The sequence below is a fragment of the Nocardioides asiaticus genome, from assembly GCF_040049175.1.
Classification (GTDB): domain Bacteria; phylum Actinomycetota; class Actinomycetes; order Propionibacteriales; family Nocardioidaceae; genus Nocardioides; species Nocardioides cheoyonin.
Window position 1 is genome coordinate 353,133 of record NZ_JBDZDM010000001.1, and the last position, 26,189, is coordinate 379,321.

Annotated in this window: 24 protein-coding genes; 3 read left to right on the forward strand and 21 right to left on the reverse strand. The window is 71.8% G+C overall.

The features are described 5' to 3' along the window. The 9 genes from ABLE53_RS01690 to ABLE53_RS01730 all read right to left on the reverse strand — a co-directional run bounded on the left by ABLE53_RS01690 (position 1) and on the right by ABLE53_RS01730 (position 10,154). Complete coding sequence (locus ABLE53_RS01690) at positions 1–1,428, reverse strand: FGGY-family carbohydrate kinase (protein ID WP_348856814.1); 1,428 nt, start codon at positions 1,426–1,428, stop codon at positions 1–3. Further along, positions 1,425–2,132, reverse strand: a complete 708-nt coding sequence (locus ABLE53_RS01695) for an HAD family hydrolase (RefSeq protein ID WP_348856815.1) — start codon at positions 2,130–2,132, stop codon at positions 1,425–1,427. The genes ABLE53_RS01690 and ABLE53_RS01695 overlap by 4 nt, the downstream gene beginning before the upstream one ends. Beyond that, positions 2,129–2,917: a class II aldolase/adducin family protein gene (locus ABLE53_RS01700; protein ID WP_348856816.1), complete on the reverse strand. Its 789-nt coding sequence runs from the start codon at positions 2,915–2,917 to the stop codon at positions 2,129–2,131. The genes ABLE53_RS01695 and ABLE53_RS01700 overlap by 4 nt, the downstream gene beginning before the upstream one ends. Further along, positions 2,914–4,026, reverse strand: coding sequence for an ABC transporter permease (locus tag ABLE53_RS01705; RefSeq protein WP_348856817.1), 1,113 nt, complete (start codon positions 4,024–4,026; stop codon positions 2,914–2,916). Before ABLE53_RS01705 ends, ABLE53_RS01700 begins: the two co-directional genes overlap by 4 nt. Further along, positions 4,023–5,021: an ABC transporter permease gene (locus tag ABLE53_RS01710; RefSeq protein ID WP_348856818.1), complete on the reverse strand. Its 999-nt coding sequence runs from the start codon at positions 5,019–5,021 to the stop codon at positions 4,023–4,025. The genes ABLE53_RS01705 and ABLE53_RS01710 overlap by 4 nt, the downstream gene beginning before the upstream one ends. Next, positions 5,018–6,568, reverse strand: coding sequence for a sugar ABC transporter ATP-binding protein (locus ABLE53_RS01715; RefSeq protein ID WP_348856819.1), 1,551 nt, complete (start codon positions 6,566–6,568; stop codon positions 5,018–5,020). The genes ABLE53_RS01710 and ABLE53_RS01715 overlap by 4 nt, the downstream gene beginning before the upstream one ends. A gap of 65 nt (positions 6,569–6,633) precedes the next feature. Then, complete coding sequence (locus ABLE53_RS01720; RefSeq protein WP_348856820.1) at positions 6,634–7,662, reverse strand: autoinducer 2 ABC transporter substrate-binding protein; 1,029 nt, start codon at positions 7,660–7,662, stop codon at positions 6,634–6,636. A 147-nt stretch (positions 7,663–7,809) separates the two neighbouring features. Then, positions 7,810–9,318 carry a rhamnulokinase gene (locus ABLE53_RS01725; protein WP_348856821.1) on the reverse strand — a complete coding sequence of 503 codons (1,509 nt, stop codon included), beginning with the start codon at positions 9,316–9,318 and terminating at the stop codon, positions 7,810–7,812. Next, complete coding sequence (locus ABLE53_RS01730) at positions 9,315–10,154, reverse strand: DeoR/GlpR family DNA-binding transcription regulator (RefSeq protein ID WP_348856822.1); 840 nt, start codon at positions 10,152–10,154, stop codon at positions 9,315–9,317. The genes ABLE53_RS01725 and ABLE53_RS01730 overlap by 4 nt, the downstream gene beginning before the upstream one ends. A 192-nt stretch (positions 10,155–10,346) precedes the next feature. Here ABLE53_RS01730 and ABLE53_RS01735 point away from each other — a divergent pair, with 192 nt between their 5' ends. Beyond that, a complete protein-coding gene (locus ABLE53_RS01735; protein WP_348856823.1) occupies positions 10,347–10,784 on the forward strand; it encodes a hypothetical protein in 438 nt (145 codons plus the stop codon). After that, positions 10,781–11,203, forward strand: coding sequence for a ferritin-like domain-containing protein (locus ABLE53_RS01740; RefSeq protein ID WP_348856824.1), 423 nt, complete (start codon positions 10,781–10,783; stop codon positions 11,201–11,203). The genes ABLE53_RS01735 and ABLE53_RS01740 overlap by 4 nt, the downstream gene beginning before the upstream one ends. Positions 11,204–11,500: 297 nt before the next feature. Here the strand turns inward: ABLE53_RS01740 and ABLE53_RS01745 are convergent, their stop codons facing one another. From ABLE53_RS01745 to ABLE53_RS01775, 7 genes are all read right to left on the reverse strand, one after another. After that, a complete protein-coding gene (locus ABLE53_RS01745; RefSeq protein WP_348856825.1) occupies positions 11,501–12,205 on the reverse strand; it encodes an HAD family hydrolase in 705 nt (234 codons plus the stop codon). Between the two features lie 43 nt (positions 12,206–12,248). Continuing rightward, complete coding sequence (scpC, locus tag ABLE53_RS01750; RefSeq protein WP_348856826.1) at positions 12,249–13,760, reverse strand: succinyl-CoA:acetate CoA-transferase ScpC; 1,512 nt, start codon at positions 13,758–13,760, stop codon at positions 12,249–12,251. Next, complete coding sequence (locus ABLE53_RS01755) at positions 13,757–15,508, reverse strand: proline--tRNA ligase (protein WP_348857754.1); 1,752 nt, start codon at positions 15,506–15,508, stop codon at positions 13,757–13,759. Before ABLE53_RS01755 ends, scpC begins: the two co-directional genes overlap by 4 nt. Before the next feature lie 82 nt (positions 15,509–15,590). After that, on the reverse strand, positions 15,591–16,436 hold the full coding sequence (locus tag ABLE53_RS01760; RefSeq protein WP_348856827.1) for a GNAT family N-acetyltransferase: 846 nt from the start codon (positions 16,434–16,436) through the stop codon (positions 15,591–15,593). Between the two features lie 146 nt (positions 16,437–16,582). Further along, positions 16,583–17,734 (reverse strand): flavodoxin-dependent (E)-4-hydroxy-3-methylbut-2-enyl-diphosphate synthase, encoded by a 1,152-nt coding sequence (gene ispG, locus ABLE53_RS01765; RefSeq protein ID WP_348856828.1) that lies wholly within the window; start codon positions 17,732–17,734, stop codon positions 16,583–16,585. A gap of 18 nt (positions 17,735–17,752) precedes the next feature. After that, positions 17,753–19,066, reverse strand: coding sequence for a M50 family metallopeptidase (locus ABLE53_RS01770; protein WP_348856829.1), 1,314 nt, complete (start codon positions 19,064–19,066; stop codon positions 17,753–17,755). Further along, entirely contained in the window at positions 19,063–20,169 is a 1,107-nt protein-coding gene (locus ABLE53_RS01775) for a 1-deoxy-D-xylulose-5-phosphate reductoisomerase (RefSeq protein WP_348856830.1), read from the reverse strand. Before ABLE53_RS01775 ends, ABLE53_RS01770 begins: the two co-directional genes overlap by 4 nt. A 66-nt stretch (positions 20,170–20,235) precedes the next feature. Here ABLE53_RS01775 and gabT point away from each other — a divergent pair, with 66 nt between their 5' ends. Next, the gene (gabT, locus tag ABLE53_RS01780; RefSeq protein WP_348856831.1) at positions 20,236–21,579 is read left to right on the forward strand and encodes a 4-aminobutyrate--2-oxoglutarate transaminase; all 1,344 of its coding nucleotides are present in this window, start codon (positions 20,236–20,238) and stop codon (positions 21,577–21,579) included. A 71-nt stretch (positions 21,580–21,650) separates the two neighbouring features. Here the strand turns inward: gabT and ABLE53_RS01785 are convergent, their stop codons facing one another. The 5 genes from ABLE53_RS01785 to ABLE53_RS01805 all read right to left on the reverse strand — a co-directional run bounded on the left by ABLE53_RS01785 (position 21,651) and on the right by ABLE53_RS01805 (position 26,183). Beyond that, complete coding sequence (locus ABLE53_RS01785) at positions 21,651–22,145, reverse strand: mycothiol transferase (RefSeq protein WP_348856832.1); 495 nt, start codon at positions 22,143–22,145, stop codon at positions 21,651–21,653. A 95-nt stretch (positions 22,146–22,240) separates the two neighbouring features. Next, entirely contained in the window at positions 22,241–23,041 is an 801-nt protein-coding gene (locus ABLE53_RS01790; protein ID WP_348856833.1) for an ABC transporter permease, read from the reverse strand. Next, positions 23,038–23,892, reverse strand: a complete 855-nt coding sequence (locus ABLE53_RS01795; protein ID WP_348856834.1) for an ABC transporter permease — start codon at positions 23,890–23,892, stop codon at positions 23,038–23,040. Before ABLE53_RS01795 ends, ABLE53_RS01790 begins: the two co-directional genes overlap by 4 nt. 3 nt (positions 23,893–23,895) lie before the next feature. Continuing rightward, a complete protein-coding gene (locus ABLE53_RS01800; protein ID WP_348856835.1) occupies positions 23,896–25,101 on the reverse strand; it encodes an ABC transporter substrate-binding protein in 1,206 nt (401 codons plus the stop codon). Further along, complete coding sequence (locus ABLE53_RS01805; protein WP_348856836.1) at positions 25,101–26,183, reverse strand: ABC transporter ATP-binding protein; 1,083 nt, start codon at positions 26,181–26,183, stop codon at positions 25,101–25,103. Before ABLE53_RS01805 ends, ABLE53_RS01800 begins: the two co-directional genes overlap by 1 nt. Positions 26,184–26,189: the final 6 nt, after the last annotated feature.

Sequence of the window (26,189 nt, forward strand, 5' to 3'; positions counted from 1 at the left end):
TCACGTCGGGGCCGCGACCCCGAGGTAGCCGCGCCTGGCGAGCTCGGCCCGCAGGCGCGCGTAGCCGTCCATCAGCCGCTCCCGCTCCCCCGGCAGCGGCTCGACCGGGTCGTCCCCGGCCCCCGTCCTCGCCAGCGCCTCGCCCAGCCCGCAGCCGGTGACCGCCGCGAGCGCGAGCACGGCGGCGCCGTACGCACTCCCGGAGCGGCGGGGCCGGACGACCGGGACGTCGAGGACCGTCGCCCGGATCCGGTTCCACAGCGTGTTGCGGCTGGCGCCGCCGGCGAGGTGATGGCGCCGGACGGGGACGCCGTGGTCGGCGAGCGCCTCGAGGCCGAGCCGCTCGACGTACGCGACGCCCTCGAGCAGCGCACGGTAGGCCCCGGACTCGTCCGGCACCTCCCCGAGCAGGAACCCCCGCGCGGCCGGCGTGGCGAACGGGAACCGCTCGCCCGTCCCGCGCAGCGGGTAGCGCACCGCCTCCGCCGGCCCGTGGGCGGCGGCGAGCGCCTCCAGCTCGGCGAGCCGGCCGGGGTCGGCGCCGCCGAACTCGTCGCGGACCGGGCCTGCGCCGACGTTGGACGCGCCGCCCGGCCACCACCGCCCGTCCGGGGCGAGGTGGGAGTAGAGGGCGCCGTCGAACCCGGTGACCGGGACGTCGCTCACGCCCTTCCAGACCAGGGTCGTGCCGAGTACGCCGACGGTGTCGCCGGGCACGACGGCGCCGGCCGCGATCTGGGCGGTGCAGCCGTCGGTCATGCCGGCGACCACGGCGACGCCGGCGGGGAGCCCGACCGCACGAGCGACCGCGGGGGCGACCTCGCCGAGGACGGTGCCGGGGTGGACGAGGTCGGGCAGCGTGGCGGGGTCCACCCCGACGGCGGCGAGCGCGTCGGGGTCCCAGGTCGCACCCGTCGGATCGATGCCCGCCTTGAGCGCGTGGGAGGTGTCGGTCGGCGCCGGCCGACCGAGAAGGTCGGCGGTGACGGTGTCGGGGGTGAACTCGTAGCGCGCGGCCGGCCGGTGCCGGTGCAGCCAGCCGATCCGGGCCAGCGGTGAGGTGGAGGTCGACGGCCGTCCGGCGGACCGCAGCGCCGCCGCCTCGGCGCCGGCGCGCTGGTCGGAGTAGAGCACGGCCGACCCGATCGGGGCGCCGGCCGCGTCCGCGGGCACGACGGTGCCGGACGTGCCGCTGGTCGCGAGCGCTCGGACCCGCGCGGCGAGCGGCCCGAGGTCGGCGACGACGGCGGCGAGCAGCCGGCGGGCGACCTCCGGATAGACCGGGCGCTGCTCGCGGTGGCCCGCGGCCGGGCTCTCGACCGGCGCGAGCGCTGCGGTCCGCTCGGCGACGACGGCGCCCTCGTCGGTCACGGCCAGCAGCCGCGCCGCCGCCGTGGCGAGGTCGAGCCCGAGCGCGACGGTGGTCATCGCCGGCTCCGCGCGTCGAGCAGGGGCAGGAGCAGGTCGCGCAGCTCCACCAGGTCGCGTACGACGGCGTCCGGCTCGGCCAGCTGGGCGGGCGTCGGCTCGGGCGGTGCCTCGCCGCGCAGCACCCAGGCGGTGCCGAGGCCGAGCGCGGCCGCAGGGCGGACGTCGGTGTCGAGCCGGTTGCCGACATGGACGGAGTGCTCGGGGTCGGTGCCGGCCTGGTCCAGCGCCCACTCGAACAGCTCGCGGCTCGGCTTCTCGTGGCCGACGAGCGCCGAGACTCCCCACACGTCGACGAGGTCGGCGACCCCGTCGCGGCGCAGCGCGTCGACGACCGTCGCCTCCTGGTTGGCGAGGACACCGACGGCGACCCGGCCGTGCAGCGCCTCGAGGAGCGGCCGCACGTCGGCGTACATCGTGCCGGGCGGGTGCACCCAGTGCCGCCGGGTGCGCTCGTGGAGCGTGCCACGCAGTCCGGCGTCGCCGAGGACCTCGGCCGCGAGCGCGGACCGCAGCGACCCCGCCTGGGTCGCGCGGACCCGGTCGTAGACGGCGCGGACGGCGTCCCGGTCCGCGGGCGGACGGCCGGCCTCGGCGAGGAGCTCGTCGAGCGCGGCGAGGACCGCGCGCAGGAAGTTCTCGTCGTCGTAGACCGGGCCCCCGATGTCCAGGAAGACCGCGCGGATGCCGGGGCGCAGGCTCACAGCAGCCCCGCCGTGATGTTGGAGCGGCGCTCGGTGACGTCGCCGCGGGCGACGAACTTCGCGACCGCCTCGGTGCTCAGTGGCGCCAGCCCGCCGACGGAGTAGGCGATCCGGCGGACCGCTGCGGCCTTGACCGCCATCTCCGTGATGCCGTCGGCTCCATCGGCGGTCGGCGCGATCGCGACGATCCCGTGGTTGGCGAGCAGCACCAGTCGCGGCAGCGCCCCCTCGCGGTCGGCGTACTCCCGCAGGCACTGCAGGTAGACCCGGCCCAGGTCCAGGCCGGGCTGGGCGTACGGCACGAAGAGCGGCGTCCCGAGGACGACCGCCTCGTCGGAGTACGCCGCCCGCGCGAAGGCGTCCTCGGCGTACGTGCTGGCGAGCAGGCCCACCACCTCGGTGGGGTGGGTGTGGGCGACGAAGCCGGCCGGGTACGCCGCCGGTGCGACCGCGTGGACGGCCACGTGGACGAGCGTCTCGATCGAGCCCCGCCGGCGCCGGCCGTCGACGACGCCGGCGTCGAGCGCGGCGGTCAGGTCGTCCTGCGTCGCCGCGGGGTCCGCGATCAGCGCGGCCAGCGGCTCGACCTCGGCGACCACGAAGTCCTCCGCGGTGGCGTCCCGCATCCGGGCGCCCGACGCCTTGACGACCAGCCGCCCGTCGGTGAGCCGCTCGGAGGTGTTGCCCTCCGCGAGGATGACCAGGTCCCGCTCCGGCCGGCCGAGCGACCGGGTGAGGGCGAGGAGGTCCTCGCCGACGAGGTCGGGGCGGTGCTCGACGCTCATCTCGTGCCCCCGTAGCGGCGGGTCGTGTAGGCGTTGAGCAGCGCGGCGAAGATCAGCACGGCCCCGAGCGCGAGCAGCTGGGCCTGGGTGCCCTCGTTGCCCTCGAACATCAGCAGGATCCCCGCGTCCAGCCAGGTGATCAGCAGCGCGGCCAGTACCACGCCCGAGACCCGGCCGATGCCGCCGGTGATGGCGACGCCGCCGAGCACCGCGATCGTGATCGCCGGCAGCGCCAGCCCGTTGCCCGACGTCCCGGCGTCCGGCCGGGCGGAGGCGAACTGCGCGGTGATGTAGACGGCGACCAGTCCGGAGACCAGCCCCGCGACCACGTACGCCGTCAGCCTGGTGCGGGCGACGTGCACGCCGCTCCACGTGGCGGCGGTGTCGTTGGTGCCGATGGCGTAGAGCCGCCGGCCGTACGTCGTCCGGTTGAGCGCCAGCCACACCACGACGACCGTCGGCAGGAGGAAGGTGAACACGCCGAGGGGGATCGACGGCAGCACCGAGCCGAGGCCGGGGATCTCGACCGAGCGGGTCAGCGAGTACATCTGCTGGATCTCGGTCGTGCTGATCGGCTTCTGGTCGTGGATGACGATCGCGATCGAGCTGTAGGCGTAGTACGTCGCCAGCGTGGCGATCAGCGCGGGGAAGCCGAGGTAGGCCACCAGCAGGCCGTTGACCGCTCCGAGAGCGGCGCCGACGACGGCCGCGAGCGCGATCGCGAGCCCGAGCGGCCAGTTCCACTCGCCGTACGCGAAGCCGAAGACCATCCCCGACAGCGAGGCGATGGAGCCGACGGAGAGGTCGATGCCGCCGCGCCCGGAGACGATCACGACGAGCTCGGCGAGCGCCAGCATGGCGAGCGGGACGAGGTCGATCATCGCGCCGGCGATGTAGTCGACGTCGTAGTCGGCGGTGAGGTAGCCGGCGTAGCTCTCGTAGCTCATGTAGGCGAGCACGATCACGATCAGCGCGACCAGCAGCATCTCCCGCTGGGTCAGCACCGCGCGCAGGATCCGGGCGCCGAGCCCGGGCGCGCGCTCGGCCGGCGTCGGCGGCTGCGGGCCGGAGCCCGCGGTGGTGTTGGTCGGGAGTGGCGAGGCGGTCATGCGGCCCTCCTCCGGGTGTGCTCGCGGACCAGGTCGGCGCCGACGGCGATGACGACGAAGACGCCGACGAAGAAGCTGGACAGCTGGGTCGGCCAGCCCAGCTGGGTGACGCCTGAGGTGACCGTCTGGACCAGCAGGGCGCCGAGGAGGGTGCCCAGCACCGACCCGCGCCCACCGACGATCGAGGTGCCACCGATGACGACCGCCGCGATCACCTCGAGCTCGAGCCCCGAGCCGACGGACTGGTCGAGCGTGCTGGTGCCGGCGGCGATGGTGAAGACCGCGGCGAGTCCGACGAGCGCCCCGGTCAGGACGTACGCCGCGGCCACCCGCCGGCGTACGCGCACGCCGGCGAGGTCGGCCGCCACCGGGTCCCCGCCGATGGCGTAGTAGTGCCGGCCGCCGGGGGTCTGGCGGAGGTACCACCACGCCAGGGCGGCGATCACCAGCGTGAGCAGGAACGAGTGCGGGATGCCGAGCGTGCTGCCCGCGTCCCCGCGGCCGAAGACGTCGAAGGTGCCCGGGATCCCGTTGACCGTCGAGGAGCCGAAGACCTGCCGGCCGATCCACTGGAACACGTTGAGCGTGCCGAACGTGATGATGATCGGGTGCACCCGCCCCCAGGCGATGAGCACGCCGTTGACGGCGCCGAGCAGCGCGCCGAGCAGGATCGAGACCAGCACGGCGAGCGGTCCGGCCGCCCCCTGGTCGACCAGCAGCTTGGCGGCCACCACGGCACACACCATCAGCGAGCTGCCGACGGAGACGTCGATGCCGGCCGCGATGATCACGAAGGTCATCCCGACCCCGATCAGCGCGATCGGCGCGACCTGGACGAAGAGCGGGCGGATCGAGTCCGAGGTCAGGAACGCCGGCGTGGTCAGCCCGAGCACCACCCACAGCGCGGCGATCACGACCAGCAGGACGAGCTCCTGCCCCGAGACCGGCGGCGCGATGATCCGCTGCCGGCGTACGGCGAGGGAAAGACCGCTCACGCGTGCACCTCCATCGAGTCGGTCCCGGGCTCGGTGCCGGCGTCGTCGGCGCCGGCCGCCGCGGCGAGGACGTCGACCTGCGAGGCGCCGGGGGCGAACTCGCGCGTCGTCGTCCCGTTGCGTACGACGACGAGCCGGTCGGCGATGCGGAGCGCCTCGGCCAGGTCCGCGGTGACGACGAGGACCGCGGTGCCCTCGTCGGCCAGCTCGGTGACGATGCGGTGGATCTCCTCCTTGGCGCCGACGTCGACGCCCTGCGTCGGCTCGACGAGGACGAGGACCCTCGGGCGCTCGACCAGCTGGCGGGCGAGCACGACCTTCTGGGCGTTGCCGCCCGACATCGCGCCGATCGGCTGGCGCGGACTGGGGGTGCGGACCGAGAGCCGCGCGATGAGCTGCTCGGCCACCTTCCGCTCGCGGCGGCGGTCCATCCAGGTGCCGCCGTGCGAGAGCAACCCCAGGTGGCCGACCGAGATGTTGAACGCCAGTGACTGGAAGGAGAACATCCCCTGCTGCTTGCGGTCGGCCGGCAGCAGCGCGATCCCGAGCCGCTGCGCCTCCCGCGGGCTGCGGGGCGCGACCGGCCGGCCGTCGAGCCTGATCTCGCCCGAGGATGCCGGGGTCACGCCGTACACCGTCGCGGCGATCTCGGCGGCGCCGGAGCCGACCAGGCCGTAGAGCCCGACGATCTCGCCGGGCCGCAGGACGAGGTCGACGTCGTGGTACTCCCCCGACCGGGTCAGGCCGCGCAGCTCGAGGACCGGGTCCTTCTCGGGGACGTCGCGCGCGGCGGCGTACTCCTGCAGGACGCCGCCGACCATCAGCTCGGCGATCTTGCGGACGTCGAGCTCGTCGATCGGGTAGGTGCCGATCGTGGAGCCGTCGCGCATCACCGTCACCTCGTCGGCGATCCGGAACAGCTCGTCGAGCCGGTGGGAGATGTAGATGACGGAGACCCCGGACTCCGTCAGCCGGCGTACGACGTCGAAGAGCACCTCGATCTCGGCGTCGGTGAGGATCGCCGAGGGCTCGTCGAGGATGAGCAGCCGGGCCTCGTGCGAGAGCGCCTTCGCGATCGAGATCTGCTGTTGGGTGGCGATCGAGAGGTCTCCGACCTTGCGGGTGCTCAGGTCGGGTGAGAGGCCGAGCAGCTCGAGGAGCTCCACGACCCGCTCGTTCTGGGCGGCCCAGTCGATCCGCGGCCCCTTGCGTCGCTCGCGGCCGAGGTAGATGTTCTCGGCGACGGTGAGCTCGGCGAAGAGCTGCGGCTCCTGGTAGACGGTCGCGATGCCGAGCGAGAGCGCGTCGTTGGTCGTCGCGATCTGCACCGGGCGGCCGTCGAACTCGACGTCGCCGGTGTCGGGGCGCACCGCGCCCGACAGGATCTTGATGAGCGTGGACTTGCCCGCGCCGTTCTCGCCGACGAGGGCGTGGACGGTGCCGGGGCGGACGACGAGGTCCGCGCTGCGGATGGCGCGGACCGCGCCGTACCGCTTCGAGATGCCGTGCATCGCCAGCCGGGGCTGCTGCTCCGTCAGCTCGGCCATCGGCCTTCCTCCGGGTTTCGAGGGCGGAGTGGCGCCGGCGTACGACGGCGCCACCCCGCGAGCGGTCAGTAGTTGAACTGGTCGACGTTCTTCTTGGTGATCTCCAGCGGCGGACCGAGGAGCAGCGTCTTCGACGACGCGTCCCAGCTGACGTCCGGGATCTTGGCCTTGAGCTCGTCGGTGGGCTCGAGGCTCTTGCCTGCGGCGAGCTGGCCGCCGGCCCAGGCGGTGAGGTAGCCGAGCTTCTCGACGTCCCACAGGATCGAGCCGGACGAGGCCCCGCTCTCGAGGTAGGGCTTCATCGACTGCGGCGTGCCGAGACCGACGGTGAAGACCTTGCCGATCTTCCCGGCGTCCTTGACCGCCTGCGCGACGCCCGGCGCCGAGGACGTGCACTCGCCGACGAGCCCCTTGAGGTCGGGGTGGGCGTTCATCAGATCGGTGGCCATCTGGGTCGACTTGGCCTGGTCCTCGCCGGCGTACACGATGCCGACGAGCTGGGCGTCGGGGTACTTCTTCGCGGCGTACTTCTTCTGCACCGCGATCCACGAGTTCAGGTTCTCCGCGGTCTCGCCGCAGGAGACGATGGCGTACTTGCCCTTGCCGCCCATCGCCTTCATCAGCTCGTCGGTCAGCGCCTCGCCGATGCCCTCGGTGGACGCCTGGCTCACGAACGCCTCCCGGACGGAGTCGGGCGCGTCGGTGTCGGAGGTCATCACGTGGATGCCGGCGGACTTCGCCTGCTGCAGGACGGGTGCCATCGAGTCGGGGTCGTTGGGCGCGACGACGAGGGTGTCGACCTTCTGCTGGATGTAGGACCGGACGATCTGGGCCTGCTGGGCGGCGTCCGCGGTGGTCGGGCCCTGGTAGAGCCACTTGACGTTGCCGAGGTCCTCCTCGGCCTGCTTGCCGCCGGCGTTCATCGCCTCGAAGTACGGGATGCCCTGGAGCTTGGGCACGAACGCGACGGTGTAGGTGTCGCCGCCGCCTTGGGACGCGCTCGAGCCCGAGCCCTTCTTGCTGCATCCCGTCACCGCGACCGCGGCCACGAGACCGAGGGCGATGAGGGCCGAGGTCTTTCTGGTTCTGCGCATGTTCCTCTCCTGATTCCCCGCGGGCCCGTCCGGCTCCTGTGCCGGCGGACCGTCCTGGTGGGTCCTTCTCCTGCTGATCGAGTTGTGCCGTGCTGCTCGGCGCCCGGTCGCCGTCGTACGTCGTGTGTCGTGTGTCGTGTGTCGTGGTCAGGCCGGCGCGGCCCCTGCGAGGCCGGTGGCGGCAAGGTCGGCGTGGACGAGCTCGGCGAAGCGATCCGCGGCGGCGTCCCAGTCGCCGCCGGGCCGCGGCTCGTGCTCGGCCAGCCGCGTCGAGGCGGCGATCACCCGCCGGATGTCGTCGAGGCCGCCGAGCTCCCCGAGCGCCGCCAGCTGTACGGCGGCGTTGCCGAGCGCCGTCGCCTCGACCGGGCCGCAGCGCACGGGCAACCCGGTGGCGTCGGCGGTGAGCTGCGAGAGCAGCGCGTGGCTCGACCCGCCGCCGACGATCCCGATCGCGGGCGGCGGTGTGCCGGTGACCCGGGCGATGTCCTCGGCGACGCTGCGGTAGCCGAGCGCCAGCGAGTCGATGACGCACCGGGCGACCGCGCCGACGCCGTCGGGCACGGGCTGGCCGGTCGCGCGGCAGTAGTCCCGGATCCGCGCCGGCATGTCGCCGGGCGCGAGGAAGACCTCCGCGTCGGGGTTGACGATGCTCGCCAGCCCCGGCTCCTGGGCGGCCAGCGCCGCGATCTGCGGGTAGTCCAGCTCGACGCCCTCGCTCGCCCACTGCCGGCGGCAGTTCTGCAGGATCCACAGCCCCATCACGTTGCGCAGCAGCCGGATGGTGCCGGCGTACCCGCCCTCGTTGGTGAGGTTGGCCCGCCGCGACCCGTCGGTGACGACCGCGTCGCCGCGCTCCACTCCCACCAGCGACCAGGTGCCCGAGGAGACGAAGAGCTCGCCGGGCTGCCGGAACGGCGTGCCGACCACCGCGCTCGCGGTGTCGTGGGCCGGCGGCACGATGACGCGCGCGCCCGCCAGGGCGCCGGCGTACGAGCTCCGCAGCGGGCCCACGTCCGTGCCGGGGGCGACCACCTCGGGCAGGATGCGGCTCGGGATGCCGAGGCGGTCGAGCACGTCCCACGCCCACGTGCCGGTGCGCATGTCGAGGGCGCCGGTCGTGGAGGCGGCGGTGTACTCGGTCGCGGTGCTGCCCGACAGCAGGTGATGGAAGACGTCCGGCATCATCAGCAGCGAGTCGGCGGCAGCGATCCGGCCGGGATGGTCGCGTACGTCGGAGAACAGCGAAAAGAGCGTGTTGATCGGGATGAGCTGCACCCCGGTCGCGGCGTACAGCTCGGCCGGAGCGACCAGCGTGAGCGCCTGCCGCATCGCCCCGACGTTGCGAGCGTCGCGGTAGCAGGTCGGGGTGTCGACGAGCCGGCCGTCGCGGCCGAACAGGCCGTAGTCGACGCCCCAGGCGTCGACCCCGACGGCGTCGACCGGCGTCTCCCGCGCGTCGAGGAGGGCAAGCCCGTCGCGGACGCCCCGCCACAGGGTGTCGATGTCCCACCGGAGGATGCCGTCCTCGACCCGCGTCGTGTGAGGGAACCGGTGGACCACCTCGAGCTCGAGCCGCTCGCCGTCGAAGGAGACCGCTGCGACGCGGCCGCTCTCGGCGCCGAGGTCGACGGCTGCGACGGTCCGGGCGCTCATGCGCGGTCCCGCCGGATCGGGCGAACGGTGGCGTCGGCCGCCTCGGCGGCGCTGGTGGTCTCCGAGGCCGATGCGACCCGGGTCTCCACCCCGGCGCGGCTCCACTCGGCGACGAAGTCGGACGAGATGCCGGCGTCGGTGTAGAGCGCCGTGACCCGCTCGACCGGCACGAACGGGTGGACGGCGAACCGGGTCGCCTTCGAGGAGTCGAAGAGGCCGTAGACCTCGTTGCAGACGCCGGCGATGAACGACTTGGTGTGCGCCTCGTCGACGCTCACCTCGAGCAGGCCGAGCGTGGTGGAGAGGCCAACCAGCCCGAAGAAGCCCTTGTCGATCCGGCCGCGCCCGGCCAGCAGGTCACCGATCGGGCCGACCATCGACTCCGAGGAGCGGCGCAGGATGCCGCCGGGCATCAGCACCATCGCGGTGCTCTCCTGCATGAAGAGCTGGGCCGTGCGCAGGCCGTTGGTGACGACGACCAGGTTGCGCCGGTCCAGCAGCTCGCGGGCGAGGTGGTAGCCGGTCGTCGAGGAGTCCAGCGCGATCACGTCGCCGTTGACGACCAGCGGCGCGACGGCTCGCGCGATGGCCTGCTTGGCCTCGACGCCGTGGCGCACCCGCATCCCCCAGGCGCCCTCGTCGGCGTTGCCGGCGCTGACGGCGCCGCCGCGGATCCGCCGGAGCAGCGAGCGCCGCTCGAGGGCGTCGAGGTCCTTGCGGACCGTGACGGCCGAGACGCCGAACCTGCTTGCCAGCTCGTTGACCTGGACGCGGCCCGCTGACTCCAGCGCGAGGAGGATCGCCTGCTCCCGTTCGAACTCGTCGAGACCGGCCATCGCACCTCCCACGCACGTTCCGTTCACACGACTGGGCCCGTACGTTTCCACCGCGTTACGGGTGCTGTGAAACGTGTCACTCCGCAACCCGGATGGTCAAGGGATCGAAAAGAAGCGGAAGATCTCCGCTTTCGAACCGCTGCGTTCCGGGCTTCGGCAGCGGCCCCGGGGCGATGCCTTAGGGTCTGGTCCGTGCTCCAGCAGTCGCCCGGCCCGCTCTCCCGGCGTACGGCGCTCGGCCTCACCGGCCTGGCCGCCGCGACTGGGCTGGCCGGCTGCTCGGTGGAGTCGACCGTGGACTCGCTGAAGGCGCCGACGCCGTCGACGCCGGCGGCGCCTGGCAATGCCGACCTGAGGCTCGCGTCGCGGGTCGCGTCGGCGTTCCTGTCCGCCGACGACCTCGCCCCGCCTCCGTTCACGAAGCTGCGCAAACGGCAGCTCCGGCGCTACCCCGACACCAAGGCCGCGACCCTCCAGTCGGGGAAGCAGCGCTGGCAGCCGCTCGAGAAGGGGCTCGTCGCCACCTTCGAGGACGCCGCGGTCACCGCGCGGGACGCCGACCTTGTGCGGCTGTTCGCCTCGATGGCCGCCGCCCAGCGCCAGCTGCTCCGCGCCCGGGGGCTTGCATGAGCGGGATCTCCGCGCTGCAGAGGGCACTCGCCTCAGAGCACGCGGCCGTCTACCTCTACGGCGTCCTCGGCGGGCGTACGTCGCGCGGCGACCAGCCCGACCTGGCGGCGTCCCTCCAGGCGGCGTACGACGACCACGTCGCCGCGCGGGACGCGCTGGTCGAGCACGTGGTGGCCGCCGGCGCGGACCCGGTCGGCTCGGCGGCGGCGTACGACCTGCCGCACGGCATCGACTCCGCCGCGGGCGTGCGCCGCGCCGCGCTGGCGATCGAGCGCAGCTGCGCGGCGACCTATCTCGACGCGGTGCCCGCGGTCGCCGGTGAGCTCCGGCGGTTCCTCGTCACGGCCCTGGGCGACGCCGCCGTGCGCGAGCTGTCGTTCGGCGGAGGTCCCGAGACCTTTCCCGGCACGAAGGGGTAGAACGACCCGGGACAAGGGCGGGCGGCGCAGGTTAGAAACGAGGCCGAAAAAGAATGGGCCCGCGAGCCGCCCGGTGCGGGGAACTCCCGAGATGTTCCCCGAAACCGGGTCGGCTCGCGGGCTGGAAGGCCTGGACACGAGGCCGTTGCTGAGAACTCCGCCTCGAAAGTGGGGACCGACGGGGTTCGTTCTCGTGCATAAGTCTGCAACGGGCCGTTCCAGGGGCGCCAGCGAAACGCTGGCTCATGGTTGTGCATTGCATAAACCTGCATTCCAGCCCCTGCTGGGGTGCCGGTCTCAGCCCCAGGCGCGCACGATCCCGAGGACGTCGGCGAGGCGGTGGGCGACCGCGTCCGGGATGCCCTCGGAGTGGCCGACCTGCTCGGCCGGGATGTTGCTGTGCGGGACGTGGATCGCGCGCAGGCCGGCGTGCTGGGACCCCCAGACGTCGTCGAAGAGCCGGTCGCCGACGTAGACGCAGCGCGACGGATCGGTGGCGCCCACCGCGTCCATCGCCGCCCGGAACGCCTTCTCCGAGGGCTTCGTCCACGGCACCTCCGAGGTGTAGACGTCACCGTCGATGAGGTGCTCGACGCCGTCGCGGGCGAAGAAGCCGCGGTGCCACTCGCGCGGCCAGATGGTGTTGGACAGCACGCCGACCCTGACGCCGTCGGCCCGCAGCGCCTCCCACATCGGCCGCACGTCGGCGTCGGTCTCGGTGTGGGGCACCCAGAACTCGTAGTAGGCGGTGAGCAGGTCGGGATCGTGCTCCAGCCCGGCCTCGGTGAACAGGTCGCCGATCGTGGCGCTCTCCTGGTGGTCGCGTGAGCGCCCCCAGACGGCGGCGCCGGCCTCGTGGAGGCGGGCGGCGTTGACCGGATGGTCGTCGTCGCAGGCGCCCCTCACCGCCTCGGCGAGGGCCAGCGACTCCGCATGGAAGTCCACGTCGTGCCAGCGGGTGAGGGTGCCGCCCCAGTCGAAGATGACCGCGTCGATCGCCATGCCCGCGACCCTAGGCCACGCCGCCGACAGACGCGCACCGGATTCACATGTGGCCGGTGTCGAGGTAGGAGAGGTGCCAGGAGAACGCCTCGTCGAGGAGGTGCGGGGTGTGCAGGCCGTGCGGGTGGGCCTTCTGCGCGCGCTGGAAGTAGTCCTCGAGCCGGTCCCGGAAGTCCGGGTGGGCACAGTGGTCGATGATCCGGCGTGCCCGGGCCCGCGGCGAGAGCCCGCGGAGGTCGGCGAGGCCCTGCTCGGTGATGAGGACCTGGACGTCGTGCTCGGTGTGGTCGACGTGGCTGGCGAACGGCACGATCGCGGAGATCGCGCCGTTGCGGGCGGTCGAGGGCGAGACGAAGAAGTTGAGGTAGGCGTTGCGGGCGAAGTCGCCGCTGCCGCCGATGCCGTTCATGATCGAGCTGCCGGCGACATGGGTCGAATTGACGTTGCCGTAGATGTCGGCCTCGATCATCCCGTTGATCGCGATGATGCCGAGCCGGCGTACGACCTCGGGGTGGTTGGAGATCTCCTGGCTGCGCAGCAGGATCCGGCCCTTGTAGTCGTTGACGTTCTCGTTGAACCGGCGTACGCCGTCGGGCGACAGCCCGAACGAGGTGGCCGAGACCCCGGTCAGCTTGCCCGCGTCGAGGAGGTCGAGGAGACCGTCCTGGATGGTCTCGGTGTAGGACGTCATCTGCTCGAACTCGCTCTGCCGCAGCCCGTCCATGACGGCGTTCGCCACGTTCCCGACGCCCGACTGCAGCGGCAGGAGGTTCTTCGGCATCCGGCCGCGACGGATCTCGTGGCGGAGGAAGTCGACGAGCTGCTCGGCCATCGCCCGGCTGTGGTCGTCGATCGGCGCCAGCGGGCTGTTGCGGTCGGGGTGGTCGGTCTCGACGACGGCGACCACCTTGGCAGGGTCGACCCGGAGATAGGGGTCGCCGATCCGCTGCAGCGGCGAGGTGAGCTGGATCGGCGCACGCTGCGGAGGCAGCCGGGTGCCGTAGTAGACGTCGTGGAAGCCCTCGAACTCGCGCGGCTGCCAGCTGTTGACCTCGAGGATCACCCGCTCGGCGTGCTCGAGCCAGGTCTTGTTGTTGCCGACGCTGCTGCTCGGGACGAGCAGCCCGTTGGGCAGCACCGCCGCGACCTCGACGACCGCGACGTCGAGGTCGCCGTAGAACCCGAACCAGGTGTGCTGCGCGGCGTGGGACAGGTGGACGTCGACGTACTCGACCTCGCCGTCGTTGATCTGGCGGCGCAGGGTGGGGTCGGACTGGTACGGGATCCGCTTGCTGACCCCGTGGGAGCCGGCCAGGACGCCATCGAGGTCCGGAGCGGTCGACGCGCCGGACCAGACCTGGACACGGAAGGCCTCGCCGCGCGCGTACGACGAGGTCATCTCGACCGCCAGCGCGCTCGGCACCGCCTTCGGGTAGCCGGCACCGGTGAAGCCGCTGATCCCGACCGTGTTGCCCGGCGAGATGAACGTGACGGCCTCCTCGGCCGTCATCACCCGCTGCGCGAGGACGCGGTCGAGGATCCGCCCGGAGGTCATGCGCGGACGATAGCGCCGATGCTGCTCACGGCGTCGGCGAGCGGCACGTCGGTGCGGTCGCCGGTGCGGCGGTCCTTCACCTCGACGTTGCCGTCGACGAGGCCGCGTCCGACCGTGACGATCGTCGGGACGCCGATCAGCTCGGCATCCTTGAACTTCACGCCGGGGCTGACCTTCTCGCGGTCGTCGTAGAGCACCTCGATGCCCGCGGCGACGAGGTCGTCGGCGAGCCTCGCGGCCGCCTCGAAGACGGCTTGGTCCTTGCCGGTCGCCACGAGGTGGACGTCGTACGGCGCCACGTCGCGCGGCCAGCACAGGCCGATGTCGTCCAGCGTGCCCTCGGCGATCGCCGCCACCGCCCGGGTGACACCGAGGCCGTAGGAGCCCATGGTGACGGTCACGAGCTTGCCGTTCTCGTCGAGGACCTGCAGGCCGAAGGTGTCGGCGTACTTGCGGCCGAGCTGGAAGACGTGGGCCATCTCGATCCCGCGGGCGGTCTCGAGGACGCCGTCGCCGTTGGGGCAGGGGTCGCCCGGCCACACCTCGGCTGCCTCGATGGTGCCGTCGCCCGTGAAGTCGCGGCCGGCGACGAGGTCGAGGACGTGCCTTCCGGGCTCGTCGGCGCCGGTGACCCAGCGGGTGCCCTCGACGATGCGCGGGTCGAGGAGGAAGCGGATCTTCGACTCGCTGGTCTCCCCGAGCGCACCGGGCCCGATGTAGCCCTTCGCGAGCATCGGGTAGCGGGCGAAGTCCTGCTCGGTGAACGGGGCGAACTCGGCCGGGTAGACCGCCGCCTCGAGCCGCTTCTCGTCGATCTCGCGGTCGCCGGGGACGCCGATCGCGAGCGGCTCAGTGGTGCCGTCGGGGTGGGTGAGCATGAAGACGACGTTCTTGAGGGTGTCGCTCGCGTGCCAGGGGCGGTCCTCGCGCGGGAAGGCCGCGTTGAGGTGGTCGACGAGGGTCTCGATCGTCGGGGTGTCGGGGGTGTTCTCGGCGTGGGCGGCCGGGGCGTCGTCGTACGGGACGGGGTCGGGGGCCGGGATCCTGACCGCCTCGACGTTGGCGGCGTAGCCGCAGGCCCTGCACTCGACGTAGGTGTCCTCGCCGATCGGCGACTTGGCGAGGAACTCCTCCGACTTGGAGCCGCCCATCGCACCGGCGTGGGCGTAGACGATGACGTACTCGAAGCCGAGCTTGTCGAAGATCCGGACGTAGGCGTCGCGATGGGCCTGGTAGCTCTTGTCGAGGCCGTCGTCGGTGTAGTCGAAGGAGTAGGAGTCCTTCATGATGAACTCGCGGCCGCGCAGCAGCCCGGCGCGGGGGCGGGCCTCGTCGCGGTACTTGTTCTGGATCTGGTAGATCGACAGCGGCAGGTCCTTGTAGGAGCCGTAGAGGTCCTTCACGAGGAGGGTGAACATCTCCTCGTGCGTCGGGCCGAGGAGGTAGTCGGCGTCCTTGCGGTCCTTGAGCCGGAAGATGCCGTCGCCGTACTCCGTCCAGCGGCCGGTCGCCTCGTAGGGCTCGCGCGGCAGCAGCACCGGGAAGGAGACCTCCTGGGCGCCGATCGCGGCCATCTCCTCGCGGACGATCCCCTCGACCTTGCGCAGGACCCGCAGGCCCAGCGGCAGCCAGGTGTAGATGCCCGGAGCGGCACGGCGGATGTAGCCCGCGCGGACGAGCAGCCGGTGGCTGGCGACCTCGGCGTCGGCCGGGTCCTCGCGCAGGGTCCGGAGGAACAGGGTCGACATCCGGGCGAGCTGTGCGGTCATGGGAGAAGGTTACGGCGGGCCCCGGACGGCCCGCGAACCAGATGCGGATTCAGGACACGGCTCAGAACATGACTGTCGAGAACCGACTCGTCTCGACGAAGCCGGCCCGCTCGTAGGCCCGCCGGGCGGGGGCGTTCCACTCGTTGACGTAGAGCGAGACGGCGGGTGCGATCTCCCGTCGTACGATCTCGGCGACCGCGGCCATGCCGCTCGCCGCGAGCCCCTGGCCGCGGCGGTCCGGCGGGACGAAGACGCCCTGGATCTGCGCGGCGGACGGCGTGGCACAGGCGACCTCGGCCTTGAACACCAGCTCGCCGTCGTCGAAGCGGGCGAACGACCAGCCGCGGGAGATCAGCTGCATCACGCGGGCGCGGTAGAGGTCGCTGCCGCCTCCCCACTCGGGCGAGACGCCGACCTCCTCGGTGTACATCGCCACGCAGGCCGGGTAGAGGAGCTCGAGGTCCTCCCGGGTCGTACGGCGTACGCACGGATCGGGGTCGACCTGGCTGGCCAGCTGCTGCTCCAGGTGGGGCTGCTCCCAGCGGATGTCGCGCGGCCGTCCCCAGGAGGAGCCGACGACGTCCCAGAACGCGCGCACCGGACCCTGCGGGCCGACGATCGTCGAGACCGTCCGGCCGCGGCCCAGCGCCCGCTCGCCGAACGCGACGGCGTCCTCCCGGTCGGCCTGCACCGGCACCAGGTTGGCGCCGACGTGGCAGGCCGCGACCAGCTCACCGCCGTCCCAGCGTCCCCACATCTCCCCGCCCAGCCAGCGCGGCTCGAGGCTGGTCGTGCGGGCGCGGTACTCGGCGAAGACGTTGACGACCGGATCGCGTGCGGTGAGCTCCAGGAAGGCCGGGAGATCGGCGGCGTTCAGCGGCCGGATCCCCTGGCGCGTCGTGAGCATGGGACGAGCCTACGGTGTCGGCGCGGCGGCCGGACGTGCATGTTCGTCAAGGGATGCAGCCGGGTGCGCACTCCCCTGGCGGAGTTCCGCGTGGGGAGTGCGCGTTCGCCTGCATACCTTGACGAATGGCCGCCCCGCGGAGCGGCTCAGGAGACGCTGACCTCGGCGGCGGCGCCCTCGGTGGGCTCCATGCCCTCGGCGATCTTCAACGCCTCCTCGATGAGCGTCTCGACGATGGCCGACTCGGGCACGGTCTTGATGACCTCGCCCTTGACGAAGATCTGGCCCTTGCCGTTGCCGGAGGCGACACCGAGGTCGGCCTCGCGGGCCTCGCCCGGGCCGTTGACGACGCAGCCCATGACTGCCACGCGGAGCGGTACCTCGAGGCCGTCGAGACCGGCGGTCACCTCGTTGGCGAGCTTGTAGACGTCGACCTGGGCCCGGCCGCAGGACGGGCAGGAGACGATCTCGAGGCGGCGTGGCCGCAGGTTGAGCGACTCCAGGATCTGCAGGCCGACCTTGACCTCCTCGACCGGCGGCGCCGAGAGCGAGACCCGGATGGTGTCGCCGATGCCCCGCGAGAGCAGTGCGCCGAAGGCGGTGGCGGACTTGATCGTGCCCTGGAAGGCCGGACCGGCCTCGGTGACACCGAGGTGGAGCGGCCAGTCGCCCTTCTCGGCGAGCAGCTCGTAGGCCCGCACCATCACGACCGGGTCGTTGTGCTTGACCGAGATCTTGAAGTCGTGGAAGTCGTGCTCCTCGAAGAGCGAGGCCTCCCAGATGGCCGACTCGACCAGCGCCTCGGGGGTGGCCTTGCCGTACTTCTCCATCAGCCGCTTGTCGAGCGAGCCGGCGTTGACGCCGATCCGGATCGCGGTGCCGTGGTCCTTCGCGGCCTGCGCGATCTCCTTGACCTGGTCGTCGAACCTCTTGATGTTGCCCGGGTTGACCCGGACCGCCGCGCAGCCCGCCTCGATCGCCTGGAAGACGTACTTCGGCTGGAAGTGGATGTCGGCGATGACCGGGATCTGCGACTTCTGCGCGATCGCCGGGAGCGCGTCGGCGTCGTCCTGGCTCGGGCAGGCCACCCGGACGATGTCACAGCCCGCGGCGGTCAGCTCGGCGATCTGCTGCAGGGTGCTGTTGACGTCGGCGGTGAGCGTCGTCGTCATCGACTGCACCGAGATCGGGTGGTCGCTGCCGACCCCGACGGTCCCGACCTGGATCTGGCGCGTCGGACGACGCGGGGCCAGGACGGGCGGCGGCGCAGCGGGCATCCCCAAGGAGATCGCAGTCATGCTTGCAGGTTAGTCCTCTCAGTTGGACGACAGGTGAATCGGTACGACGAGGTCGGCATAGATGAGGATCACGCTCACGACCAGGATCACCGCTGCCATGGCGTAGGTGACCGGCAGCAGCTTGGCGGCGTCGACGCCGCCCGGGTCCGGCCGCCCGCGCAGCCGGGCGAGGCGCCGGCGTACGACCTCGTAGAGCGTGGTCGCGATCTGGCCCCCGTCGAACGGCGGCAGCGGGACGAGGTTGAGCAGGCCGAGGAAGAGGTTGAGCCCGGCCAGGATGAGCAGGATCGAGAAGAACCGCGCGGCGAGTGGGGCCTCGTGCTCGGAGGCCAGCTCTCCGGCGACCCGGCCGGCGCCGACGACGCTCTGCGGGCCGTTGGGGTCGCGCTCCTCGAGGCCGACCGCGGCCCGGGCGACGTGGTAGACCTTCGGCGGCAGCGAGCCGATCGCCTTCAGCGTGGCCCAGGTGCCGTCGACCATGGTGCTGACGACGTAGCCCGGCCCCTGCCGCTCCCGCTCGGTGGTCGGCGAGATCCCGAGATAGCCCGCCCTCACCGACTTCTCCGAGTCGTCGAGCGAGGGCAGCGTGTTGACGACGGTGTTGGCGTGGAGGGTGAGCTCCTTGCCGTCGCGTACGACGCCGAGCGTCGCCGAGGCGTCCTCGTTGGCGCGGATCGCCGACTGCAGCTCGTCGTACGACGAGATCCGGCGGCCGTTGAAGGAGACGATCCGGTCCCCGGGCTTCAGCCCCATCGCGTGGGCCGGCGACTCCGGGTCCTTGCTGGTGCAGGAGCCGGCGTCCTCGCCGCTGTGGACGACCTTGACGCATTTATAGACCGCGCCGACGGACGTCTGCGGGACGTTGACGCCGTAGCCCATGAAGACGATCGCGAAGAGGACGAAGGCGAGGACCAGGTTGATGGTCACGCCCGAGCCCATCACGACGATCCGCTTCCACCACGGCAGCTTGTAGAAGAGCCGGTCGTGGTCGTGCGGGCCGACGTGCTCGTACTCGGCGCTGCGGGCGTCGTCGACGAGCTGGGCGAACATGCCGGTGTTGCGGCTGCGGACCTTCGAGGGGTCCTCGCCCTTGCCGGGCGGGATCATCCCGACGAGCTTGACGTAGCCGCCGAGCGGGATCGCCTTGACGCCGTACTCGGTCTCGCCCTTGCGCTTGGACCACAGCGTCCGGCCGAAGCCGATGAAGTACTGCGTGACCTTGACGTCGTAGAGCTTGCCGGGGATCAGGTGGCCGAGCTCGTGCAGCCCGACCGAGACAGCGACCCCGATCACGAACATCACGACGCCGAGGAGGTAGAGCAGGGCGGTCATGCAGTGGTCTCCAGCAGTCGGGTCGTCTCCTCGCGCGCCCACGCGTCGGCGGCGAGCACGTCCTCGACGGTGAGGTCGTGCGCGGCAGAGCCTACGTCCCGGGCCCCAACGTGGCGGTCGACCACGGCCGCGACGGTGTCGACGATCCCGGTGAACGGCAGCCGCCCGTCGTGGAAGGCGTCGACGCAGACCTCGTTGGCGGCGTTGTAGACGGCCGGGTAGGTCGCTCCCCGCTCCCCCACCAGCCGGGCGAGGCGTACGGCGGGGAAGGCCTCGTCGTCCAGCGGCTCGAAGCGCCAGTCGGAGGCCTTCGACCAGTCGATCGGCGTCTCCGCGTCGGGGATCCGGTCGGGCCAGGCGAGCCCCATCGCGATCGGGACCATCATCGTCGGCAGTCCGAGCTGGGCGACGACGGCGCCGTCGTGGAACTCGACCATCGAGTGGATGTACTGCTGCGGGTGCACCACCACGTCGATCCGGTCGAAGGGGAGATCGAAGAGCAGGTGCGCCTCGATCACCTCGAGCCCCTTGTTGACCAGGGTCGCCGAGTTGGTCGTGATCACCCGGCCCATCGCGAAGTTGGGGTGGGCGAGCGCCTCGGCGGGGGTGACCCCGTCGAGCTCCGCGCGGGTCCGCCCGCGGAACGGCCCGCCGCTGGCGGTCACGACCAGCCGGCGTACCTCTGCAGAGCCTCCGGCGCGCAGGCTCTGCGCGATCGCGCTGTGCTCGGAGTCGACCGGCACGATCTGGCCGGGCTTGGCCACCCGAGTGACGATCGGGCCGCCGATGATGAGGGACTCCTTGTTGGCGAGCGCCAGCGTGTTGCCGGCCTCGAGGGCCGCGAGGGTCGGCCGCAGGCCGACGGCGCCGGTGATGCCGTTGAGCACGACGTCGGCCGGCTGTCCTGCGGCCTCGACGGAGGCGGCCTCCCCCAGCCCGGAGAACGCCGGCCGGAACTCCGCGACCTGCTGCTCGAAGAGCCGCTGGTTGGAGCCTCCAGCGGTCAGCCCGACCACCCGGAAGCGGCCCGGGTTGCGGCGTACGAGCTCGAGGGCCTGGGTGCCGATCGAGCCGGTCGACCCGAGGATCACGACGTCTCTCACGGCCCCATCCTCCCAGTTGGGGTGGGGCCGGTGCGCGGCGCGTCCCGCGGGTCCTAGTCTTGCCGCATGACCGAGATCGTCGGCGGGCCGTCCCTCCCCCAGCAGCGCAACCTCGTCACCGAGATCCCGGGCCCCGCGTCCCGGGCGGTGCTCGAGCGCAAGAAGACGTACGTCGCCGACGGCGTCGGGACGACGCTGCCCGTGTTCGTGACCGCGGCCGGCGGCGGCGTGCTTCTCGACGCCGACGGCAACAGCCTCATCGACCTCGGCTCCGGCATCGCCGTGACCACCGTCGGCAACGCGGCGGAGAAGGTCGTCGAGCGGGCCAAGGCGCAGCTCGACGCGTTCACCCACACCTGCTTCATGGTGACGCCGTACGACGGCTACGTGGACGTCTGCGAGGCGCTCGCCGAGCTCACCCCCGGCGACCACCCGAAGAAGTCGGCGCTGTTCAACTCCGGTGCCGAGGCGGTCGAGAACGCCGTGAAGATCGCCCGCGTCCACACCGGCCGCGACGCGGTCGTCGTCTTCGACCACGCCTACCACGGGCGCACGAACCTCACGATGGCGATGACCGCCAAGCAGATGCCCTACAAGCACGGCTTCGGGCCGTTCGCGGGCGAGGTCTACCGCGCCCCGATGTCGTACCCGCTCCACGACGGCGGACTCTCCGGCGCCGAGGCGGCGGCCCGCGCGATCGACGTCATCGAGAAGCAGGTCGGCGGCGACCAGGTCGCCTGCGTCGTCATCGAGCCGATCCAGGGCGAGGGCGGCTTCATCGTCCCGGCCGACGGCTTCCTGCCCGCCGTCGCCGAGTGGTGCCGCGCGAACGGCGTCGTCTTCGTCGCCGACGAGATCCAGGCCGGCTTCTGCCGAACCGGCGACTGGTTCGCCGTCGACCACGAGGGCGTCGTCCCCGACCTGGTCACCACCGCCAAGGGCATCGCGGGCGGCCTCCCGCTCGCCGCCGTCACCGGCCACGCCGAGATCATGGACGCCGTCCACGGCGGCGGCCTCGGCGGGACGTACGGCGGCAACCCGGTCGCCTGCGCCGCGGCCCTCGGCTCGATCGAGGAGATGCGCACCCACGACCTCGCCGCCCGCGCCCGAGAGATCGGCGCGATCATGCAGACCCGGCTCGACAAGCTGAGGGCCGACTACGACGTCATCGCCGAGGTCCGCGGCCGTGGCGCGATGATGGCGATCGAGCTCTGTGTCCCGGGCACCACCCAGCCCGACGCCGCGCGTACGGCGGCCGTCGCGGCCTACTGCCACAGCCGGGGCGTCGTCGTCCTCACCTGCGGCACCTGGGGCAACGTCTTCCGCTTCCTCCCGCCGCTCTCGATCGGCGACGACCTCCTCGAGGAGGCCTTCGACGTGGTTGCGGAGGCCTTCGCCGCGACCGCCTGACCGTCGAGTCGGGGGTTGTGGCCCGTCGAGTCAGGGGTTGTGGCTCGTTCAGTCGGGGGTTGCGGCCCCGGTCAGGGGTGCACGACGAGGTACTGCCGGCCGTCAGCGAGCTCCCTGACGATGTCCAGGTGCCCGGCGTGCGTAGCGGTCTCGGTGAGCACGTGCACCAGTACGTCCGCCAGGTCGCGCGGCGCCCCGGGCCAGCTCGAGCCGGCCTCCCAGGCGATCGGCGCATCCGGCGCGCGCAAGGCGATGATCTCGTCCGAGCGGGCGGCCTCCTCGCGATAGGCGGCCGCCACGTCGTCGTACGACACCGGAGCGGCCTGCCGCCAGCCGGTGCCGTCACCAGCGGCGAACGCCACGGCCTCGGGCTCGCCGGCCACGACGGCCCGGAACCAGTAGCGCTCGACGTCGACGGTCAGGTGCCGGACCAGGTCGAGCGGCGTCCAGCCGGAGGCGACGTACGACGTGTTCAGGGCCTCCTCGTCGAGCCCGGCGAGCGCGTCGAGCACGTGTGCGCGCTTCCAGGCCAGGCTCTCGAGCAGGAACGGGTGGTGGGCGGTCATCGCGTCCTCCTGGGTCGGTGTCGGAGGTACGTCGGAGCCGGAACCCCCGACTCGACACGCCACAACCCGCGACTCGAGCGGTCAGAACTGGCGACTCAATGGGAGACGGACTCGCCGCCCGAGAGCCGCTGCGCCAACCAGATGGGGACCGCCGAGAGCAGCACGAGGACCGCGGCGACCACGTTGACGACCGGCGCCGAGTTGGGCCGGAAGTAGTTGTTGAAGATCCACAGCGGCAGCGTCTGGTGGGCGTTGTCGGCGGTGAAGGTGGTCACGACGATCTCGTCGAAGGAGAGCCCGAAGGAGAGCAATGCGCCGGCGAGCAGCGCCGAGCGCAGCATCGGGAAGGTGACCAGCCGGAACGTCGTGAACGGTCCCGCCCCGAGGTCGGCGGAGGCCTGCTCGTAGCCGCTCCCGAGCCGCGCGAAGCGCGCCTGCACGTTGTTGAAGACGGTGACGATGCAGAACGTCGCGTGCGCGACCACGAGCGTGAAGAGCGAGAGCTGCACGCCGAGGATGGTGCGGAACGCGTTCTGCAGTGCCAGGCCGGTCACGATCCCGGGCAGCGCGATCGGCAGGATGATGAGCAGCGAGATCACGTTGCGGCCGAAGAAGCGGGTGCGCCGCAGCCCCATCGCCGCGAGCGTCCCCAGGACGAGCGCGATCACCGTGGCGAGGACGGCGACCTCGACGCTGTGCCACAGCGCCTGGCGTACGCCGGAGCTGTGCCACGCCTGGCCCCACCAGTGCAGCGTCAGCCCCGACGGCGGCCACGCGAACGTCTTCGCGGTGTTGAAGGAGTTGAGCAGCACCAGCAGCAGCGGCACGTAGACCACGACCAGCACGACGACCGTCGTCGCGAGCAGCAGCCGGCGCAGACCGGGTGAGAGCGTCACAGGTTCTCCAGAGCTCCCGTACGCCGCACCGCGGCGAGATAGAGCAACATGACGACGACCGGGACGGTCGCGACCGCCGCGGCGAACGGCAGGTTGTTGGCGGTCCCCTGGTTGTCGTAGACGACGTTGCCGAGGAGCTGCGAGGTCCCGCCGACGATCCGGACGGCGATGTAGTCGCCCAGCGTCAGCGAGAACGTGAAGATCGACCCCGCGACGACGGCCGGGAAGACGACCGGGAGGACCACCCGCCGCAGCGTCGTCCACGAGCCTGCGCCGAGATCCGCCGATGCCTCGAGCAGGCTCCCCGGAAGGCGCTCCAGGCCGGCGTACACCGGCAGGATCATGTAGGGCAGCCACAGGTAGGCCAGCGTGACGGTCGTGGCGACCAGCCCGTAGCCCGGCGTGCCTGCGCCGAACGGCGACGCGATCCAGGACAGCAGCCCGTCGGAGGCGAAGATGCCGCGCCAGGCGTACGCCTTGACGAGGTACGACGCCCACAGCGGCATCAGGACGGCGATGACGAGCCAGCGCTGCGCCCGCGGCGAGGCCACCTTCGCCATGTAGAGCCCGATAGGCACGGCCAGCGCGGCATCGACGACCGTGACGACCAGCGCGATCCCCAGCGTCCGCAGCGCGATGGTGCGGTAGACAGGGATGGTCAGCAGGTCGTGGAAGTTCTCCGTCGTCCACACCTTCACGATGTCGCCGGTGAAGTCGTCCTGCATCCACAGCGACGTCATGAAGAGCGTCGCGAGCGCCGCGAGGTAGGCCACCCCCAGCCACAGCATCGGTGGCGTGAGGAGGAGGCCCGCCCGCAGCGCGTCGCGACGTCCGGCCGACGACAGGGTCACGTCTCAGCCCTTGATCTCGGTCCAGGCCTGCGTCCAGTCGCCGTAGTCGGTGCACTCCACGTCGGTACGCCCGTCGAGGCACTGGCTGATCGGCGTGGTCCAGTACCAGATCCTGTCGGCGTACGACGCGTCGGTGACGTGGTAGTCGGCGCAGAACTTCTTGCCCGTGATCGCGCAGGCCTTGCCGTTCGCCGGCGCCTCGCCGAAGTACTGCGCGACGGCGGCCTGCGCCTTCGGTGAGGTGATGTAGTCCATCCACGCGTAGGCGCAGTTGGGGTGCTTCGCCTGCGAGGAGATCATCCAGGTGTCCGACCAGCCGGTCGAGCCCTCCTTCGGCAGGATCGCGTCGACGGGCACCTTCTCGCCCTGGGCGACCTGCTTGATGACCTCCCAGGTGGTGCCGATGACCGAGTCGCCGGACTGGAAGGACTCGACCTCCTTGAGGTAGTCCGACCAGTACTCGCTGACGTTCTCCTTCTGCTTCTTGAGCAGGTCGACGGCGGCGTCGAGCTGGTCCTGGTCGAGCGCGTACGGGTTCTTGATCCCGAGGTCCGGCTGGGTCTTCATCAGGTAGAGCGCGGCGTCGGCGATGTAGATCGGCGAGTCGTACGCCGTGACCTTGCCCTGGTACTTCGACGCGTCGTCGAAGACCGCGCCCCAGCTGGTCGGGGCGGGCTTGACGACGTTCTTGTTGTACATCAGCAGGTTCGCGCCCCACCCGTGCGGGACGCCGTACATCTGCCCGTCCACGGAGTTCCAGTCGCGGTCCTTGAGGAACGGCTCGATGTCCTTGTAGTTCTTCAACAGGTCGGTGTTGACCGGCGCGACGTCCCCGGACGCGATGAGCCGCAGCGAGGCGTCCCCGGAGGCCGACACGACGTCGTACTGGCCGGTCTTCATCAGCTGCACGGCCTCGTCGGAGGTGCCGAAGTACTTCACGTTCGCCTGGCAGCCGGTCTGCTTCTCGAACGGCGTCACCCAGTCGACGGTCTTGTCGTTGGAGCCGTCCTCGGCATAGCCCGGCCAGGCCAGGATGTCGACGGACCCCTCGTTCTTCCCGAGCGACTTCGCCATCGGCACGTCCGGCGGGGTGAACCCCTTCGTGCCGGGCGTGCTCGTGCCCGAGTCTCCCCCGCTGCTGCCGCACCCGCTCAGCGCGAGTACGCCGGCCGCCACCACGGCACCCAGCCGGGCGATCGAACTCCTCATCATTCCTCCATCTCCGGGAGCCCGAGCGCTCCCTGCGAATCCGTGGGCGGACCTGCGTCAGTGCCGGCGAGCGACGCCAGCTGCTCGCGGCGCCAGACGACGGCGACCCGGGTGCCGCGCCGCTCCAGCGCGGCGTCGGCGGTCTCCGTGTTGGGGTGGGACGCGGTGAGCGTCGGGCCGGCGTCGAGCTCGACGACGGTGTGGGTGCTGGCGCCGAGGTAGACGACCTCGCGTACGACGCCGGCGGCCGCCGTCTCCCCGTCGCCGGGTGCCGCGTCCTCGGCCGCGAGCCGGAGCCGCTCGGGGCGGATCACGAAGGTGCCCGCCTCCCCCACCAGCTTCTCGGCCGCGTCGCCTTCGATCAGGTTGGAGGTGCCGACGAAGCCGGCCACGAACGCGCTCGCGGGCTGTTCGTAGAGCTCCCGCGGAGTGGCGAGCTGCTCGATGCGGCCGTCGCGGAAGACCGCGATCCGGTCGCTCATCGTGAGCGCCTCCTCCTGGTCGTGGGTGACGAACACGAAGGTGATGCCGACCTCGCGCTGGATCTGCTTCAGCTCGAGCTGCATCTGCTTGCGCAGCTGCAGGTCGAGGGCGCCGAGCGGCTCGTCGAGGAGCAGCACCCGCGGCCGGTTGACCAGGGCCCGGGCCAGCGCGACCCGCTGCCGCTGGCCGCCGGAGAGCTGGTGCGGCCGCCGGTCGCCGTACCCCTCGAGGCGGACGGTCGCGAGCGCCTCCTCAGCCCGCTCCCGCCGCTCCGCCTTCGGCACCTTCTTGACCCGCAGGCCGTACTCGACGTTCTGGCGTACGGAGAGGTGCGGGAAGATCGCATAGTCCTGGAAGACCGTGTTGACGTCCCGCTTGTGGGCCGGCCGCCGGGTCACGTCCTCGCCGGCCAGCTCGATCACCCCGGCGGTGGGCTGCTCGAAGCCGGCGACGAGCCGGAGGACGGTGGTCTTGCCGGAGCCGGACGGGCCGAGCATCGAGAAGAACTCGCCGTCGGCGATCTCCAGGTCGAGGCCGTCGACGGCGCGCACCTCGCCGTAGTGCTTGCTCAATCCGGTGAGCGCGATGGCGGCGGACATGCGCGG

What these genes read in the sequence shown, in the direction of transcription:
- ABLE53_RS01745 (WP_348856825.1), bottom strand. Translation starts at nt 12,205, where the DNA reads ATGGCGATCGACGCGGTCATCTTCGACTGGGGCGGCACCCTCACCCGC.
- ABLE53_RS01715 (WP_348856819.1), bottom strand. Translation starts at nt 6,568, where the DNA reads ATGGCCGAGCTGACGGAGCAGCAGCCCCGGCTGGCGATGCACGGCATC.
- ABLE53_RS01700 (WP_348856816.1), bottom strand. Translation starts at nt 2,917, where the DNA reads ATGAGCGTCGAGCACCGCCCCGACCTCGTCGGCGAGGACCTCCTCGCC.
- ABLE53_RS01705 (WP_348856817.1), bottom strand. Translation starts at nt 4,026, where the DNA reads ATGACCGCCTCGCCACTCCCGACCAACACCACCGCGGGCTCCGGCCCG.
- gabT (WP_348856831.1), top strand. Translation starts at nt 20,236, where the DNA reads ATGACCGAGATCGTCGGCGGGCCGTCCCTCCCCCAGCAGCGCAACCTC.
- ABLE53_RS01800 (WP_348856835.1), bottom strand. Translation starts at nt 25,101, where the DNA reads ATGAGGAGTTCGATCGCCCGGCTGGGTGCCGTGGTGGCGGCCGGCGTA.
- ABLE53_RS01785 (WP_348856832.1), bottom strand. Translation starts at nt 22,145, where the DNA reads ATGACCGCCCACCACCCGTTCCTGCTCGAGAGCCTGGCCTGGAAGCGC.
- ispG (WP_348856828.1), bottom strand. Translation starts at nt 17,734, where the DNA reads ATGACTGCGATCTCCTTGGGGATGCCCGCTGCGCCGCCGCCCGTCCTG.
- ABLE53_RS01770 (WP_348856829.1), bottom strand. Translation starts at nt 19,066, where the DNA reads ATGACCGCCCTGCTCTACCTCCTCGGCGTCGTGATGTTCGTGATCGGG.
- ABLE53_RS01805 (WP_348856836.1), bottom strand. Translation starts at nt 26,183, where the DNA reads ATGTCCGCCGCCATCGCGCTCACCGGATTGAGCAAGCACTACGGCGAG.
- ABLE53_RS01760 (WP_348856827.1), bottom strand. Translation starts at nt 16,436, where the DNA reads ATGCTCACGACGCGCCAGGGGATCCGGCCGCTGAACGCCGCCGATCTC.
- ABLE53_RS01755 (WP_348857754.1), bottom strand. Translation starts at nt 15,508, where the DNA reads ATGTCGACCCTGTTCCTCCGGACCCTGCGCGAGGACCCGGCCGACGCC.
- ABLE53_RS01725 (WP_348856821.1), bottom strand. Translation starts at nt 9,318, where the DNA reads ATGAGCGCCCGGACCGTCGCAGCCGTCGACCTCGGCGCCGAGAGCGGC.
- ABLE53_RS01740 (WP_348856824.1), top strand. Translation starts at nt 10,781, where the DNA reads ATGAGCGGGATCTCCGCGCTGCAGAGGGCACTCGCCTCAGAGCACGCG.
- ABLE53_RS01690 (WP_348856814.1), bottom strand. Translation starts at nt 1,428, where the DNA reads ATGACCACCGTCGCGCTCGGGCTCGACCTCGCCACGGCGGCGGCGCGG.
- ABLE53_RS01730 (WP_348856822.1), bottom strand. Translation starts at nt 10,154, where the DNA reads ATGGCCGGTCTCGACGAGTTCGAACGGGAGCAGGCGATCCTCCTCGCG.
- scpC (WP_348856826.1), bottom strand. Translation starts at nt 13,760, where the DNA reads ATGACCTCCGGGCGGATCCTCGACCGCGTCCTCGCGCAGCGGGTGATG.
- ABLE53_RS01720 (WP_348856820.1), bottom strand. Translation starts at nt 7,662, where the DNA reads ATGCGCAGAACCAGAAAGACCTCGGCCCTCATCGCCCTCGGTCTCGTG.